Origin of the sequence: Hyalangium sp., assembly GCF_035629615.1 — a bacterium.
Taxonomy (GTDB): Bacteria; Myxococcota; Myxococcia; order Myxococcales; family Myxococcaceae; genus Hyalangium.
The window spans coordinates 1-16,017 of the sequence record NZ_DASPHO010000173.1; the positions used below are offsets into that span (position 1 = coordinate 1).

The following is a 16,017-nucleotide window of genomic DNA, read 5'->3' on the forward strand; positions in this document are numbered from 1 at the left end:
TCGCGCGTCTTGCGCTCGGCCAGCTCCTGGAACTCGGGGGCCAGGTGCGCGACCTTGTCGGGGTGGTACTGCGCCACGAGCGCGCGGAAGGCCCGCCGCGCCTCGTCCTTGGAGGTGCCTGGGGCGATGCCGAGCACTGCCCAGGGATCGGGCGGCTCGAGCTCAGACTCGGGCTCAGGCTCGAACTCGGGCTCAGGCTCGGGCCTGGGCCTGGGCTGGGAGTAGGAAGAGGCGCGTGTGCCCCGGGATGGGGTCTCGTCCGGGGCGGGGGGGCGGCGAGAGGCCTTGGGTGCGGGAGCGCGGCGCGGTCCCGGCTTGCGCGCGGGGTCTGGCGGGGGGATGCGGGAGGTGAGCTGACTGAGCGCCTCCTGAAGGAACCAGAGGTCCTCGCGAGGCGTCGCCCGCTTGCGCACCACGGCGCGGGGGCGGCCGTTCTCGAGCAGCAGGTAGTTGCTCGCGGCCGTGTAGGCCTCCTCCCTGTTCTTCGGGTAGAGCCGCTCGGCGAGATCTCCCAGGGGATCGCGCCACATGCCCTCGACGCTGCCTTCGTCCGCGACGAGGATCTGAGTGAGGGAGTGGCCGAAGCTGGCGTCCAGCGTGTCGAAGGGCTCGCGCTCCTCGGGTGGGCGCATGTCCTTGCCATGACGGACACCCTTCACGAGCACGAGCCCACGCGTCTCGCTCACGAGCGCGAAGAGCTTGTCTCGCACCTGCCTGTCGGAGAAGAAGAGGACGTGGACCACGGACCAGAGCCTACGCGCACAGCCCCCGTGTTGTGCACCTCTCCTCTTGCATGGAAAACGTAGCCATGAGTTCCCGAGGTTACAGCCCACTCCTACCAGGCCAGGGAGTCCTGCCATGAGCGAGCACTATCCTCACATCCGGATTGACGCGGGCTTTGGACACCTCATGGTCCGCGAGGGCTTGAGCCTCAACTTCTTCCTGCGCTGCACTCACGCCGAAGCCTCCGCCGCAGTGCTGCACTCTTTGGAGACCTACGTGCGTGCGGTGGGTCCCCAGGCGCTCCGCTGGTATGCAGACGAGAACGGAGACCTGCAAGAACTCGATGAGACCGGTTGGGCGCTGACGCGACGCGAGCTGCGGGAGGGCCTCTGGCCCATCGTCCGCCTCTACGAGACTTTGGAGGTCGGAGGAGCGTACCGCTTCGAATACTACGGCAAGGATCGCGACGACCGCCCGCCACGCGATACACGAGATGCCACGTGCGCCATGAGCTTCTGGCTGCCCACCGAGTTCCTGGAGGCACAAGGTCCCTCTCGCGTCCGTGAGCTGGCACTGGAGTTGGCGGCTCCCCTGCCTTTCTGCTCTGGGTACGGAGGCCTGTCCTTCAACGGTGAACTCGATGTGGTGGGCGTCGGGGAAGAGATCATTCCGTACTGCTCTCGCTATCCGGGCATCGACCTGCTCGATCTGGAAACACTTGGCTGGAAGTTGGGGACCCGCTTTCGAGGACCCGCATGGCTCACCTTCCTTGGCCCGCCTCTGCTCAGCGAGCTAGGCGGCCCTGACACGCTCCGTTCCAGCCTCCACTCGCCTGGAACGACCGTGCAGGAACTGAAGGATGGAAGGGCCCTCGTCACCCTCGGACAGTGGCCCGAGGCTGGCGATCTCAAGCGCGGCGACAACCTCCCCGCCTATCGCGAACTGGCGCGCATCCTGGAGCCATGGCTCTTCCACAATCCGCGCCCACCCATACCCTGCTTCAGCGGAGAGGACTCTCAGCGCTGGGAGCGCCGCTTCCTCTCTTCGGCATGAGGCCCGTGGACTCGCTGATGAACGCGATGACCTTCGCTCGGAGGTTCTTCGAGGAGAACTTCGAGATCCTGCCTGGAGCGAAGCCAGCAAGCACCCGGCGGTCCCACTCGGCCGGCCCAGGCAAGAGGACTGCTCCGCGTAGGAAGTTCGGGAAGACACAGCAGGGAAAGACCCGACGCCTCCGGCGAAGACCGGTCTGCCGCCCCGAGGATGCATCGAGGAGTAGGTTCTCCAAGGCGGACCGTCACTGCCGGATGATGTGCCAGATGATCACCGCTTGACCCCTGCTCTGTTCGTGGCAACGATGCAGCCATGGGGGCGACTTCCTCGACAAGTTCAGCAGTGACATGCCCGTGCTTGAGTCGGCGCTAGCGAAGGTTCTGGCCATGCCCACCGCAGCACCCACGCTCGCTACACCGGCCTTGGAGCTAGACGCGCCCACAGCTATTGCAGGGGCTTCCGCACCGCGCATCGACGTTCTGATCATCACCGCAGTCAAGGAGGAGTATGACGAGGCACTGAAGGTCGACGATGGCGCTCTGGACGCATGGGACAAGCGCCCTGGCCCGACCGGCCTCGAGGTGGCCTTCCGCACCTACCAAGCGGCGACCGGCGCGCCGATGCGAGTCGCCCTGACACGGGCGTTGGAGATGCGGGGCGTCGCGGCCGCAAACTCTGCCTGGCCGCTCATCACCGCGTACAAGCCGTGGATCCTGGCCATGTGCGGCGTGTGCGCAGGCCGTCGGGGCGAGGTGAACCTCGGTGACGTCGTCGTAGGCAGCATCCTCTATACCTATGATACCGGTGCCATCGTTGCGGAGTACGACAATGATGGCACTCGCCATGAGCGGTTCAAAGGCGAGCCGGGCCCGTACCGCATTCCTGCGGTGTGGCAGCAGCGGGCGGAGTCGTTCATGGTGCCGGCCGACGCGCCATGGTTGGTACTGCGCCCGCGGACGCTCGAGGACCAAGGGCTCTGGCTGATGGAGCGCCTTGTCGCAGGCGAGGATCCGGCGAAGCACCCTGATCGGGCCGCGCGGTGCTCGTCGTGGGCAAAAGTCATCGAGCGACTGCGGAAGCTGAAACGGGTGACTGAGACTGGGCTTGCGCTCACGACTCACGGGCGTGCGTACATCGACGAGAAGAAGTTGCTCCATCCCGACGGCCTGCCCAAACCTGAGGAGTTCAGGGCACGTGTCGGCCCGCTCGCTACTGGCAACGACGTCGTCCGCGATCCCCGCATCTTCGATCGCTTGTCCGAGTCGATGCGGAAGGTCCTTGGCGTCGAGATGGAGGCCGCCGCCATCGGGGCGATCGCCCACCTCACCGACATCCGCATGCTCGTGATGAAGGGCGTGATGGATCACGCTGATGACGACAAGGACGATGGGTTCAAGATGTTCGCCGCCCGGGCGGCGGCAGAGTGTCTGCTCGCCTTCCTGCGTAATTGGGCAGATCTCCTCCCAGGGAAGGGTGAGGCAGAAACCGCGGTTGCTCCGGTGCAAACCGGCCACCCGTCAGTGGACCCTCCTGCCTGGGATACTAGGAGCATACCCATGACAGCCTTGCCCCTTGACCTTATCCATGTCCTCGCTGAGGAGTACCCCGATGTGCGTGACGCTCGCGCCGTGTGGGAACGAGCCGGTGGTAAGGCCAGCGAGGTCGAGAACATCTCCCGGCCACGGGACCTGTGGCAGCGGCTCTGGGTCCGGAGCATGCAGGGAGCATCGGCTCGTCCTGCGGCACTGCTGCGCTCGGCGCTGGCGGATCTTCCACGCAACTCAGTGCTTATCCACTCCCTGAAGGCGATGGCGCAACCAACGACCGCCGAAGCGGCGGCGAATCTGATTACACGGCTTGAGGCCACGAAAAGTCCTCTGCACACCAAGGGTACTCTGGAGTTGCTTGAGGACTGGAAGGAGGGTGATGGCAACGTCTCCTTCGCGGCAATCTGCCCAGCCTTGGCAGGGCACTTGTCTCCGGCCCGTCGGAGCGAGTTGCAAGAGATACTGAGTAGGCTGGCGGTGGAGATGCAGACTGGCGCCCTCAGCGGTACCGTCAACGTAGCTACCGCCGCGGTGGTCGAAGCCCTGCTCGCTGCGTTAGAGGCAACTTGAACCCGAATTCCCGCCCGCTTCCAGCGGGTGCCCGGAGACTTGGATGGCGCAACTGCTGATCGACTTGCTGGCAGCGGGTCTCATCGAGAAGCTTGATGGAGATGATGAGCGCTTCGTCAAGATGGAGCGGGCCGCGGAGACCGTGGCAAAGGAACTCCACGCCAGCCCCCAGAAGTTGATTGGGGCCATTCTTGCGGGGCTCGATCCGGACGTGCCGGCGAATGATCCCGCCATCGCGCAGGCTCAACGAGCACTGGTTGCTGAGTGGAAGTCCATGAGTTCGGTGCATACCAGCACCCCCGTCAGCTTGCTCCGGGCCATCCTGCTCGACGCCTGCGTTCAAGCAGGCGAGGGGGTTAACGCCGCGATCCTCTGGCTGACTGCGGCCGACACACTGCCGCTGGTGCACCTAGGCAAGGAGGAAACGTCGGTGCGCCGTGCGCTGGAGATACTGGCAGTTCGGACAGAGGACGTGGCTCTAGCGGTTCCCAAGATGCCGGCTAACGAACGACAGACCGCGCCTCAGGTGGCAGTTCCAGCCTCGGTGGCGGGCACGGCGCCACCCAAAGTGAATCGTGAAACTCTGCTACTGCGGATCGCGGCGACGGCTGGCCCAAACTACAAGAGCCAACAGGTGCCAAATCCGAACCCTCATTCGACGAGGCAACCGCAGGAGTGGGCCTGGGAGTTCGCTGATCGAATGAATGCGGTGCTCGCCGACGAGCTAGACGCCCTCGCCGCCAACGTTGGCAAGAACCAGTCAGAGGCCATGAAGCAGTTCCATGCATCGCAGGCCGAGTTGATCAAGGCCGTAACCACAGCCTTGACGCAGCAGCAGCAATGGCTTCAGGGTGCACTGATAACCAGCGAAGCCCGCAAGCAGGCTGAGCAGCTCCGTCTGAACGCGTTGTGGTGGTTCGAGGCACTGTATTCACGCTCACTGCGCTGCAGTTACCGGGAGTTAACGCCATCGCTCGCCGCAGTGGTGATGGCAATCGATCTTCTCAACGAGGTGTCGATACCCTCGCCCGCGAGCGTCGGCTATCTGCTGGCCGAAGCGGTCCACAGGCTACCTGCAGCAGCCTTCGACCAGCGGCCCCCGCTGTCAAAGACACTTGGCGCGCTCCGCGAAGCCCGCGGCCGACTCCCCAAGGGCTGGTTGGTTGGCCTCGGTCCTGCGGTGGTCGAGGGCCGCTTGAGTCTGCGCGACCTGATCGTGCTGGCCCTCGGAGACCGTGAGTGGGACGTCACCGAAGCGATGCGGCGCGCTGGGCTGAGCGAGGATGCTGCGGTGAGTCTCTCGGCGCTGGCCCAAGCCCTCTTCCGGCAGGAGCAGGCGGTGCGGATCGCGGCGAGGGCCCAATGAATCGGCGTTGCTCAAACGCGGCCTGTTACGCAGATGATGGCGAAGCCTGCACTCTGGGAAAGCGCGATCTTGCAGAGTGTACGTCGTGGTCGAAGGGTCCGTCGGCTCCCGAGCCTGCTGATCCAATGCCTCCTCCAACGTCATCGCGGGTTCCCTGGTCAGGTAGCGCGCTGGGACTGGCCGATCTCACCAACTTGGTCCCGCGAGGCCGCTCAATCCTGATCGGTGTGTTGGGCGCACATGACGCGGGCAAGACTACGCTGCTCACCGGCAACTACTTGCAACTCGTCCGGGGCCACGGGCTCGCGGGCGCGCGGTTCGCAGGATCTCGTACCCTGGGTGCGTGGGAGTCCCTGGCGGCGTGGACACGGTTCGACGATGCGGCCCGGCCTCCGTCCTTCCCGCCGCACACTCCCCGCGGCATCAGCCGAGTCCCGGGGCTGCTCCACCTTGCGCTCAGAGGTCAGCAAGATGAGCTCCGCGACGTGCTGCTAACCGACGCCCCAGGAGAGTGGTTCACCCGTTGGGCCACAAAGGAAAATGCACCAGAGGCGAGTGGCGCTCGCTGGATAGTGCAGCACGCGGACGCATTCCTTCTGCTTGCGGATTGCCAACGCTTGTCGGGTCCCGAACGTGGCGAAGCTCGGAGAGGTGTTCGCGAACTCGTGGAGCGATTGGGGAACCACGTCGGCCTCAGGCCTACCGTGCTGGTCTGGGCCAAAGGGGACCAGGAGCCTCCCCAGGCCATCCGCAGTGCCATCCGTCGCGCGCTGGCCGAGCGCATTCCTCATGCCTCCGAGGTGAGCACGAGCACCGAGCGTCCCGAGTCCCTGGTCCTGGCGCTGGAGACGGTGCTACTCCCCGCGTGGACACCACCGCTGGCGGCTCCTCTGGCGGATCCGATCCTGAGCCACGAGCCCTTCGCAGCCTTTCGGGGTGTTCATGCACGCTCCTGAGTTGATGCTCCTCGGTGGTCCGAACAGCGGGAAGACCCACTTCGCGGGTCAGCTCTACGGGCGGTTGCAACGACGGCCTGGAGTGCTGCGGCTTCGTAGCGACCAGGGCACGCCGCCTGATCTCAGTGCCGTGGAGGAAGTGCTTCGCTGTCTGGAGAACGGGCACGCGGCTGAGCACACGGCGGCGAACACATGGGCCGAGGTGTTGTTGCCCCTGGCCAACGATCAAGGGAATGCCGTAGACCTCCGCTGGCCAGACTACGGTGGCGAGCAACTGCGCTCGGTGTTCGACCAGCGAGCAGTGCCGGAATCCTGGCGGTCACGACTCATCACCGCGGAGGGCTGGGTGCTGCTCATTCGGCTCAAGATCGAGACAGCCTACCCCGACGCCCTTGCGGAGCTTGTCAAGCGCTCGGATGAACCGAGGAAAAGTGCCGTGCGGGCGAAGTCCTGGGACGCCAATGCGGAGTGGGTGGAATTGCTGCAGATCCTCCTGCATGTCGCTGAGCTGGGCTCGGTCATGCGCCTCCGCCGGCCGCGCCTTGCCGTGCTCTTGTCCTGCTACGACGAACTCGGGGCCGACGGTATTGCGCCGCGAGAAGTGTTTGCGAGGAGCTTGCCTCTGGTGTCCTCATTCATCGACAATACCTGGGCCCCCGAGTCCGTGAGCATCTGGGGTCTCTCAGCGCTCGGGCGACTGTTGGAGCGAGACAGCGCCGATGAGCAGTTTATCGACAACGGGCCGGAGTTCCAAGGCTGGGTCGTTCCGCCCGAGGGAGGCCCCAAGGATCCAGACCTGAGCAAGCCTCTGGCGTGGCTGCTGAGGGGCTGGTGATGGGCCCGCTTCGAGCGCGCTACGGTGCTCGGGACAACATGCATGCACTGCTGGAGTGGGAGGGCCACCCGGCCCCGCTGCCGGTGGAGTTGCTGGGATTGACAGACAAGCCCCCTGGAACCTACGCCCCCGGGGATCGCTGGTGGCCCTCCGTGGGATGCGGCCCTATCGAGGGCTGGTGGGCCCTCTGGTGGACTGAGCCGGACGATCAAGCGCGCCGTGCTGGAATGGTGCGCAGCGATGTTGCGGTGTGGCGCCTGGATGAGATCGCGTCAGTGGCTGATCTGCGTCCCGTAATGGAGTCACTCGGTGGGCGAGGCCCGATTCGTCCTCCTTCTGCCGAGATGCTAGGCGCCGTCGCCGAGGCGCTCTTGTCCTCGGACACCGGACGACCCATCGTGCGGGACTTGGACGCATGGCCAGGAGTGATTGCCGCCCTTTGGGCTCGGCTCTGGCCCGCGGCCCGGCGGGCCCTTTCGGCGCGGGTAGCTGTCAGCCCACCCCAGGGCGGCGATTCGGTCGCCCCGCCTTGGATGTTCGGGGTGCCTTCAGAGCGGGCACCACAGTGGTCAGAGCACCGAGTGATCGCCGTTCCGCCAAGCCTGACGCAGTTCAGCCGGGCGGCTCGCTGGCTGGTAGGCGAGGCGGATACGACCTTGAATGAAGTCCTTGCGGCCTGCCCTTCATTGCCAGCCGAGTTTGCGGGACTCCGTCGAGTTGCGCGCGCCGCAGACAGGCTGGAGCGCCTGCGTACGGATCCCCAGGCGGACCGCGCGCTGGAACTGCTAAGGACCCTGGTGCTCGTGGCACCGGCGCAGGATGCCGCGGCAGCGCTGAAGGAAGAGGCATTGGGAGTCTTGGAGCGCGGATTCGCAGCCGCGTCGCCGAGTTTTGTACTGTCCCTCGCGAACCTCGACCCTGCCAAGCTACCGGCGGGAGGCCCCCCCGAGAAAGCCATCAAGGACTGGATCGGCCGCCACGCCCCACGTCTTCCTTTGGAAGAGGTACCGACATTCCTGGAGATGCTGTCACCGGGCCGAGCGGAGCATTGGTGGCGCCGGGCGATGAATGCGGCGCTCTCCGAGGGCATGGTCAGTTCCGAACCCCGATGGGCAAAGGCCGCGCTGCTTTGGCTTGGGCTCCCAGGCGCTGTGGAGGCACTGCGAACTCTTCTTCCTGCGAACGATGGAGTCGAGAAGCGTTTGCTCGAGATGACCTCCGGTGTGGAGATGCCGAAGATCGCGGTGCAACAACTACGGCAGCAAGCAGCAGAGCGAAGGTGGTCCAGGCTGCATGCCTGGGCTGCGATGCAAGAACTGGCGGCGCGTGAGGCACTCCAAGCGCAGCGGGCCTTTCCCGGAGAGCCGCTTGCCGGATTGGTCCTCCTGGTTGAACGCCTGCCGGGACCCGCCGTTGTCGAAGAGGCGGTTTCGACCCAAGACGCCCAACTCACGAAACTCCTCGGGAGGAGAACGGCGCGAGAGCCTGAGTTGATACGGCCATTGGACGCCAAGCATCCTGGATGGAGGACGTTGTGGTCAGCACACGTAGCGGAAGGAGGCTCGACATGGCCTCCGGACGCGAACCGCGAGGCATTGGGGCGCGGACTCCTCGACGCCATCCTCGACGGAGACGAACCCCAGAGTCTCGTTGTAGCGCTCGCGGAGGGGCTAGCGGATGCTGCCCTCAGGCACCCCGAGCGGGCAGTGCTTTGGACGTCCTTGAGCGCAGGTGGACGAACTGCACTGCTCCCCTGGGTCGCCTCGGCCCTTGTGAAGCTCTGCGAGGAGGGACATGCCGTTTCCCTACCAGAGCCTCTACTCCTCGACGCTGTCGTCAGCAGGGCGCGCACCACCCTCCTCTCAGCGCGGGTGCTTGCGGTGTTGCTCAATTGGGACGTGCGGCTAGATGAGCAGGAGGCTCGCCGCTGGATATTCCGCCCGAAGCCCTCGGAGTGGGCTCCTGTTGCCGTCGCGCTGGGACAAGCCGTGCGTGCTAGAGGATGGAAGCACGTGGCTAGTGACCTATACGAACTGAGCAAGCGGTCCCCAGAACTTCGACCCGCAGCAGATGCCTGTCAATCATTGCTCTCCAGTTGGCAGAGATGGCTGCTCTCCTGGGGTGGAACCGGCAGCCGCTCCCCTGAGTTGAATATCGGGCCGGTCGTTCTCCGGGTTGCAGAACTGGGGGCAAATCTCGCGGATGATCGGCTGGAGGACATTTGGGAGCGGGCAGGCGGAGAACGCAAGCATCTGAAGAGTTCGGGGGCTCCGGACGTTCGTTGGCGAGAGGCCGCCACTCTGGCGCAAAAAGGGACACTCAAGGGCGGTCTCCTCGCGCTAGTTCGAGAGTTGCTCATTGACCGACCCTACAATGAAGAGCTGCGTGAACTAGAAAAGGAGCTGCGTGAACTGGAACGCGCTTTGACAAGGAATGGGTAAACGGTGCCCGGTGCCCAGCCGCTTCACAAGGTTGCGTGAGAGCGCGAGCCTGATGCGCGCTCAATGCGTCTCGCTTTGTTCGATGACTCTCGAGCGGCATGCTTCATTCCGACTGCACCTCTTTCGCTCTCCCAACCACTCCCTGTGCTGATAGACGCTCGTGAAGATGGACTCATTCGCAGTGGACCATGATGCAATCCCCACGAGGCTGAAGACGACCGCACCCTTGGCATTTCTCTTCATCTGGAGGCACGGACCACCGCTGTCACCTCCGAGCGCGAGCGCACCCGTTCGGTCGAAAACGATTTTCTCCGCGTCCGCCAATACACCCTTCAACGCCTCAGACTGAACCAACTCCTTCTTGTCCTTGACCTTGTTGTCACCGACGCGGCGAAGCTCGATCATTTGCTCGCCCGGCTTTTGCTGACCATAACCCACGCCATATCCCACCAGCTCGACACGCGTACCCACCGGCACCTCATCATCAGGCAACTCGGCGATAGGGATTTTGGCGTCTACGTCCTTTGTCAAAAACACAAGCGCCAGATCCGCTCTCACTGATTCCACGTAGTAGTCGTCCAGCCTTCGCTCGGTGCCCGCAGCAGCGGAACCGGATCCGATCAAGGTCACCTCGAACCGGGGGTGCGGCTGGACTCTTCCTGTGTAATGTCTGGTCAGCGCGTCATAGTCATCAGGGTCGTTTATCTTATCCAAGTTCTCCTGCTCAGGGTTGTAGACATAGGTCTTCACGATCACGCGTTGTTGGCACGAAGAACCGTTGAAGACCAGTCGCTCCTCGCCGTTGGGACCCTGCACCCGTCGACCGTTCTTGCAGACACAATGCCCCGCTGTTAGCACCAGACTTGGGCTGATCAGCACACCGCTGCAAATGCTCCTGTCGCGTTGCTCCACCGAGGCCTTGATCATGACACTCGACAGGTGGCGATTCGCGACGTCCGGCTTGCCAGGTCCCACGGTCAGCCGCCTCGGCGCGGGCGGCCCCTCCACGGAAGTGCGGGCGAAGCAGCCTCCGAGAACGCTCAGCAATGCAGCAGACGACAGGATCTGGATAAAAAGCCTCTGATGGTGGCGCATACCGTGTCCAGCGAAAGCGTTATTCTCCTGACGAGGGTGTCACCGGCTCTACTCTCCCCGCACGATTGATCTCCGAGAGAAGCCAGCCCCGGTAAGCGTAGGTGCTCGTGAAGGCGGTCTGTCCGCCGAGTCCCTTGACCGAAATACCGACCAGCTCCCCGCTTCTCGCGAGCCGACGAAAGCACGGTCCCCCTCCATCACCACCGAAGGCGTTGGGGCGCAAGTGCTCCCACATCACCCGTTCGTTCCCGGGCCCGGTCGCTTTCATGACCTTCGCAACGCCGAAGAGACGAACCCCATAGTTGTCCCCCGTGCTTCCTCCGTGACCGTAGCCAACCATGATGATGGATTCGTTGGGCCTGACTTCGGTGTCGGCCAGCCGAGCCGCTGGAAACCGGCCTTCCACAGGCTTATTCAGGCGAATGACTGCGAGGTTGGCATGGCTTGAAGTGGCAAGCCCCTCGCTGTTCAGCGAGATCTTGAACTCAGGATGAGGACTGACCTCCCCCTGATAGTGCCGAATGGCTTTGTCATACTCCTCAAAGTCACCCACTCCTTCGGGCGGCAGGCCGAGCATCACCGTAGCCACTGTCGCCATCTTCGCGCAGGAGGAAGCATCCATGAGGCCCTGCTCCTCGCCCGCGGGTGAAGCCGTCATCCGCTCCTGACACACACAATGCCCCGCCGTCAGGACGAGGCGCGGCGAGAGGAGCACACCGCTGCAGTGGCGCTCGCTTCCAGGCGCTACCTCGGCCTTGACGATGACCGCCGAGGAGTAGCGATTTTCGACGTCCTTCTCTCCCACCAGTGGGGTCTCTTGAGGTAGTTCCAGTGGCAACAACACGCCTCCAGGGAGCGCACCCCCATTGTGCATCCCTCGCTCATCAGACTTCGCACGCTCGGCCACAGCGGCTGCTTGCGGATGGCTTGCCGGGGCACGTGCATCCTCGGAGCAACCTCCAGAGATGATGAGCAGTGCTACTGACAGCAGCAGAAGAGACCAGATCTGGCGGCTGATCATTTGGGTGTGGAACGTTCAGAACGACGGGCTTCTGGCGTGATTCCGGAGGGTTACCTGCTTCTGAGGGACATGCGCTCAGACTATCACTCACCGCTGCGAGGCCGGAACCATGGCGCTTGAGTGGATCTTCCTCAGCCAGCACGTCCTGGGTGAACTGGGCGACGCCACCGCAACGATGGCTCGCTGGCTCTGGCAGTCCCGCGCCGCACAAGCGCGCCGGCTGTTCTGGTAGGCTGGACCCCAGAGGTTCTCCCTGAATGTCCCTACCTGGTACGGCGCTGCTCGTGTGCACGGTCCTGCTCTGGGCGACCGCTTCGACGGCCCAGCCACGCCCACCGCGCGAGAAGAAGGAGCGGCAGGCCTCCCTCCTCCGGGCCCCTGCCGATCCGGTGAGCCATGTGCGCCTGGCTGCCGGCGTGCTCACCTCCCTCTCCTTCAACGCCGCCCTCGCACGCGTCCAGGTGGAGGGCCGCGAGCGCTTCACCCGCCTGGACGTGGGCGAGCGTGCCATCTACCTCGAGCCCGCTCTGGAGCTGGCGCCCACCGAACGCCTGGCCCTTCACGTCACGTTCGCGGACGGCCGCGAAGCGGTGCTCCTCCTCGTCCCCCACCCCACCGAGGTGGATACACGGGTGGACTTCACCCTCCCGGAGCGCTCCGCTGAGACGTGCGAGCTTGACCTGGCCGCCACGCGCGCCCGCTGCGAGGCCCAGAGCCAGGAGCTGGAGCGGCAGTTCCAGGAAACATGCGCGACCCACGGACCGGCCCTCCTGGCGCTGGCCGGTGACATGAATGGAGAGTTCTCGAAGACGTCCTTCGCATGGGCGAGCACAGCCATGCTCCATGCTCATGCTGGAGTGAAGTACCGCTTGGGCAGATGGGTCGTGCTGACCGTACAGGTAGAAAACAGGGGCACGGCGCTCTGGACACCTGCTCGCGCACGCCTCACGTTCGGCACTCACCCGCCCATTCCGGTGCAGGTGGTGTTTCCTTCACGGACAGGCTTGGCCCCTGGAGCGACAGCGCGCATCGCCCTCGAGCTGAAGTTGCCCGTCCCCGGCGCTCCCCACGTGCTGGGCGCGAAGCATGACCTGACGCTGTGTGACAGCACGGAAGAGCGCTGCCTGTCCGCACTTGAAATCAATCTCGATTAGACGCGTTCCGAGGCACGGCCACCCATGGACTCGAAGCTGGACCCCATGCATCTCCCACCGGGTACGCTCATCCACGGCTGGCGTGTGGTGGCAAAGCTCGGCCAGGGCTCCTACGGCGCCGTGTATCAAGTGGAGATGGGGGGCCAGCACTTCGCCCTCAAGATTGCCCTCCACCGCGCCAGCAGCGGAGATGCGGCGCGCACAGACGCTCGCATCCGCCGCGAGCTGGCCTGTCTGTCCCTGCTCAACCACCCCCACATCGTCCGCGTCTGGGGCCACGGCCGCTGGCCGGATCCGCAGGAGGGCCTCCTCTTCATCATCATGGACCTGGTGGTGGGCTCCACCCTTGCCGAGTGGATGGAGGCCGCCCACCCCACGTTCCGGCAGATGGTGAAGCTCGTGGAGACGGTGGCTGACGCGCTGGCGGCCTCGCACGCGCTCGGCATCTTCCACCGCGACATCAAGCCCTCCAACATCCTGGTGCGAAAGAGCGACAACGCGCCCATCGTCACCGACTACAGCGTGGGCGATCACCCCCTGGCGGAGGAGCTGACAGAAGGGCCCTTGCCGCCCGGCACCCGGCGCTACCGCAGCCCGGAGGCCTTGGCATTCGAGCGCCAGCACCGCAACCAGCCGGAGGCGCGCTACCCCTTCCAGGTGACGGATGAGCTCTTCGCGCTCGGCGCAACCCTATATGACCTGCTGACGGACCCGCTGCCCACCGGGAGGCATCCACGCCAGCCGCTCAACAGCAATGTGCTGCCAGTGCCCTCACCCGCCAAGGTGAACCCACGCGTACCGCCTGCCTTGAGTGACCTGACCATGGCCCTGCTGAATCCGGATCCCCGGGTACGGCCACCGGACGCTGGCGCCGTGCGCCGCATGCTGGGGGAGCTGAAGGCGGATCCGGGCGAGGGCTGGGACGCATTGGTGTATCCGCCGTCAGCCCGGCGCGCGACGGCCATCGCTGCCCCCAAGGCCCGCTCGGGCCAGCGCTGGCGGCGGGCCTCAGCCCTCATAGGAGCCGGAGTGCTGGCCCTGCTCCTGGGGGCCATCGTGTCCAGCGCGCGCTGGCGTGACGCGGAGCCACAGCCCGTCCAAGCGGAACCCGCCCTCCAGGAGCAACCCCTCGTGCGGGGTGGGGACGTCGTGGTGGAGCCACCCGCCTCCCCCATGCCTCAGCGGAGCCTGCCGGGGTCTACTTCCCCTCCCTCGCAGAAGGAGAACAACGCCGTGAACCTCTCTCGGAGTACCCCAGAAGCCTCTGCCCCCCTCACGCCGGCCCGGAATCCCCAGCCAGCGTTCCCCCTCGCCCGTCCCAAGCCGAGCTTCAAACAGTGCACCGCGCTGATTGGCGCGCTCGCCTTCCTGAAGGCTGGCTGCGCCACCGTCCACCTGCGCCCAGAGCCGGGGGCGTGCCCCGAGGAAGCTTTAAAGGCGATGGGTCAGTTCCATATGCCTGCCAGGGGCCGCAACTCCACCTGGATTCAACCGGATTGGACACAGGAGTCCCAGCCGGACCCTGGTGTCTACGAGAGCGGGCCCATCATCGGGAAATATTGGGGCAGCCCAGGCAGCACCTGGCCGTGGCCCGAAGGCACCCTGCTGGAGGGGCACCTCTGGGTCAGTGCTCCGGGCGATCGGGTCTTCGGTCATTACACCCGCGCCCGCCTGCCGGACGGCAAGACCGTCCCCATCTGTCTGGAGATCTGCACCGAGGAAGGGGAGGCCGGGGTGGGTTGGGAGAAGCAAGGCCCCGGCCCGCGAGAGGGCACGGTTCTGATGAGAAGGTTGGTCCCTGCCTGCTGGACCGACCGCTGGCACTGAGCCCCTCTGTACACGCTCTTTACACTTTGGAGCTCCCCGCGCACACCGCCCCCCCGTACAACGTGCAACCCGTCAGGTCATTCCCTTTTTGCCTATGTTCCAGGTAGTCTTCGGTTCCTCAGCGCGCGACACTCCGTCGCGCAAGGGAGGCGCCTGCCCATGGCACAGACCCCACGTCCCTGGCTCCCCCAGGGCTTCATCCTCTTCTCTCGGGGAGATGTCTCCTACGAGCTCCTCCGGGAGCTGGAGACCAGCCACCATGGCGAGGCCACGGTGCTCGCGCGCGAGCGCACCTCCCGCTCCATTGGCCGCCAGGTGGTGGTGAAGCGCCTGCCTCTCACCGAGGTGGACGCCGCCACGCGGGAGCTCATCCGCGCGCGCCTCGAGGAGGAGGTCCGCCTGGCCGCGTACCTCCAGCACCCGGGCATCGCGCGGGTCCACGGGCGCCATGAGACCCGGGACAACCTCTTCGTCATCCTGGACTTCGTGGAGGGCTGGAGCCTCAACACGCTCCTCACCACCGCCATGATGCGCGGCACCCGCTTCTCCGAGGCCTTCGTCCTCCACGTGGGCGCGCAGGTGGCCAGCGCCTTGCACCACGCCCACACGCGCGTGGACGAGCAGGGCCAGGCGCTGTCCATCCTCCACCGCGACATCAACCCCACGAGCATCATCCTGGGCCCGCTCGGCGAGGTGATGCTGACGGACTTCGGCCTCGCCCGCTCTCGACTCCCAGGCCGCCGGCCCACCACCCTGCCGCGCCCCAGGGGCAGCGTCTACTTCGCCTCGCCCGAGTCCCTGCTCGGCGGAGGCATGGATGCGCGCTCGGATCTCTTCTCACTGGGCCTGGTGCTGCTGGAGCTGGCCACCTGGAACCACCTCTACAACCTGGACTCGGCGGACTGGGAGGCGCTGCCGGGGACGCTCACCCTGCCCCTCCAGGAGCAGGTGCTCGGCGCGCTCGTCACGGCCGTGGAGGCGGAGCTGCCGGACGAAGTGGACGACCTCATCCTCCGTGCCGCCACCTACAGCCCGGCAGAGGTGGCGTGGCTAACAGGGCGGCTGACCGAGCCCCTCCGCGGTATCCTCCAGCGCCTGCTCCAGAGAGAGCCCGCCGCGCGCTATGCGACCGCGGCCGAGCTGGAAGCGGACCTGCGCGCGTGTCTCGCCGCGTCCGGGCAGAGGTACGGCGCCGCCGAAGCGGCCACGGAAGCCCGTGGCTCCCTGGCCGAGGCCCGCACGAAGCAGGAGCTCGTCACGGCCGTGGAGCCAGGAGTCTTTCCGGACTGCCTCCCCCTGCCTGCCGAAGTCATCACCACCGAGTCCGGCCGCACCTGAGGCCAGGTACCGCCGCCGCCCCTGCTCCTCCTTGTCTCCTGCCCCGCTCCCGCTGGGCGGGCCGGAGTGTCTGTGCCCAAGAAGCAAGAGC

Annotated in this window: 13 protein-coding genes and 1 pseudogene; 11 read left to right on the top strand and 3 right to left on the bottom strand. The window is 65.5% G+C overall.

Annotated elements, in window-relative coordinates:
* A partial coding sequence (locus VD972_RS08920; protein WP_324983820.1) for a J domain-containing protein occupies positions 1 to 743 on the bottom strand: 743 nt, incomplete at its 3' end.
* 115 nt (positions 744 to 858) lie between these two features.
* Between VD972_RS08920 and VD972_RS08925 the strand changes: the two genes are divergently transcribed.
* From VD972_RS08925 to VD972_RS08955, 8 genes and pseudogenes are all read left to right on the top strand, one after another.
* Positions 859 to 1,776 carry a DUF3396 domain-containing protein gene (locus VD972_RS08925; protein ID WP_324983823.1) on the top strand — a complete coding sequence of 306 codons (918 nt, stop codon included), beginning with the start codon at positions 859 to 861 and terminating at the stop codon, positions 1,774 to 1,776.
* A 5-nt stretch (positions 1,777 to 1,781) separates the two neighbouring features.
* Positions 1,782 to 2,057 carry a hypothetical protein gene (locus VD972_RS08930; RefSeq protein WP_324983825.1) on the top strand — a complete coding sequence of 92 codons (276 nt, stop codon included), beginning with the start codon at positions 1,782 to 1,784 and terminating at the stop codon, positions 2,055 to 2,057.
* Between the two features lie 66 nt (positions 2,058 to 2,123).
* Positions 2,124 to 3,893, top strand: a complete 1,770-nt coding sequence (locus VD972_RS08935; protein ID WP_324983827.1) for an effector-associated domain EAD1-containing protein — start codon at positions 2,124 to 2,126, stop codon at positions 3,891 to 3,893.
* A gap of 43 nt (positions 3,894 to 3,936) precedes the next feature.
* Positions 3,937 to 5,259, top strand: coding sequence for a GTPase-associated system all-helical protein GASH (locus VD972_RS08940; RefSeq protein WP_324983831.1), 1,323 nt, complete (start codon positions 3,937 to 3,939; stop codon positions 5,257 to 5,259).
* A 125-nt stretch (positions 5,260 to 5,384) separates the two neighbouring features.
* Positions 5,385 to 6,215 carry a TRAFAC clade GTPase domain-containing protein gene (locus VD972_RS08945; protein WP_324983833.1) on the top strand — a complete coding sequence of 277 codons (831 nt, stop codon included), beginning with the start codon at positions 5,385 to 5,387 and terminating at the stop codon, positions 6,213 to 6,215.
* A 4-nt stretch (positions 6,216 to 6,219) separates the two neighbouring features.
* Positions 6,220 to 7,050 carry a hypothetical protein gene (locus tag VD972_RS08950; protein WP_324983849.1) on the top strand — a complete coding sequence of 277 codons (831 nt, stop codon included), beginning with the start codon at positions 6,220 to 6,222 and terminating at the stop codon, positions 7,048 to 7,050.
* Positions 7,050 to 7,340: pseudogene (locus VD972_RS45445) on the top strand (hypothetical protein); the annotation flags it as partial. The gene VD972_RS08950 and the pseudogene VD972_RS45445, both read left to right, overlap by 1 nt.
* A gap of 366 nt (positions 7,341 to 7,706) precedes the next feature.
* On the top strand, positions 7,707 to 9,491 hold the full coding sequence (locus VD972_RS08955; protein ID WP_324983835.1) for an effector-associated domain EAD1-containing protein: 1,785 nt from the start codon (positions 7,707 to 7,709) through the stop codon (positions 9,489 to 9,491).
* A gap of 60 nt (positions 9,492 to 9,551) precedes the next feature.
* Here VD972_RS08955 and VD972_RS08960 read toward each other — a convergent pair whose 3' ends face one another.
* Entirely contained in the window at positions 9,552 to 10,586 is a 1,035-nt protein-coding gene (locus tag VD972_RS08960; protein WP_324983837.1) for a trypsin-like serine protease, read from the bottom strand.
* Between the two features lie 19 nt (positions 10,587 to 10,605).
* Entirely contained in the window at positions 10,606 to 11,391 is a 786-nt protein-coding gene (locus VD972_RS08965) for a trypsin-like serine protease (protein WP_324983839.1), read from the bottom strand.
* Positions 11,392 to 11,864: 473 nt separating this feature from the next.
* Here VD972_RS08965 and VD972_RS08970 point away from each other — a divergent pair, with 473 nt between their 5' ends.
* The 3 genes from VD972_RS08970 (at position 11,865) to VD972_RS08980 (ending at position 15,926) form a co-directional block, all read left to right on the top strand.
* Positions 11,865 to 12,761, top strand: coding sequence for a DUF2381 family protein (locus tag VD972_RS08970; RefSeq protein WP_324983841.1), 897 nt, complete (start codon positions 11,865 to 11,867; stop codon positions 12,759 to 12,761).
* Positions 12,762 to 12,785: 24 nt separating this feature from the next.
* Positions 12,786 to 14,588, top strand: coding sequence for a serine/threonine protein kinase (locus VD972_RS08975; protein ID WP_324983844.1), 1,803 nt, complete (start codon positions 12,786 to 12,788; stop codon positions 14,586 to 14,588).
* 159 nt (positions 14,589 to 14,747) lie between these two features.
* Entirely contained in the window at positions 14,748 to 15,926 is a 1,179-nt protein-coding gene (locus VD972_RS08980; RefSeq protein ID WP_324983847.1) for a serine/threonine-protein kinase, read from the top strand.
* Positions 15,927 to 16,017 lie beyond the last annotated feature (91 nt).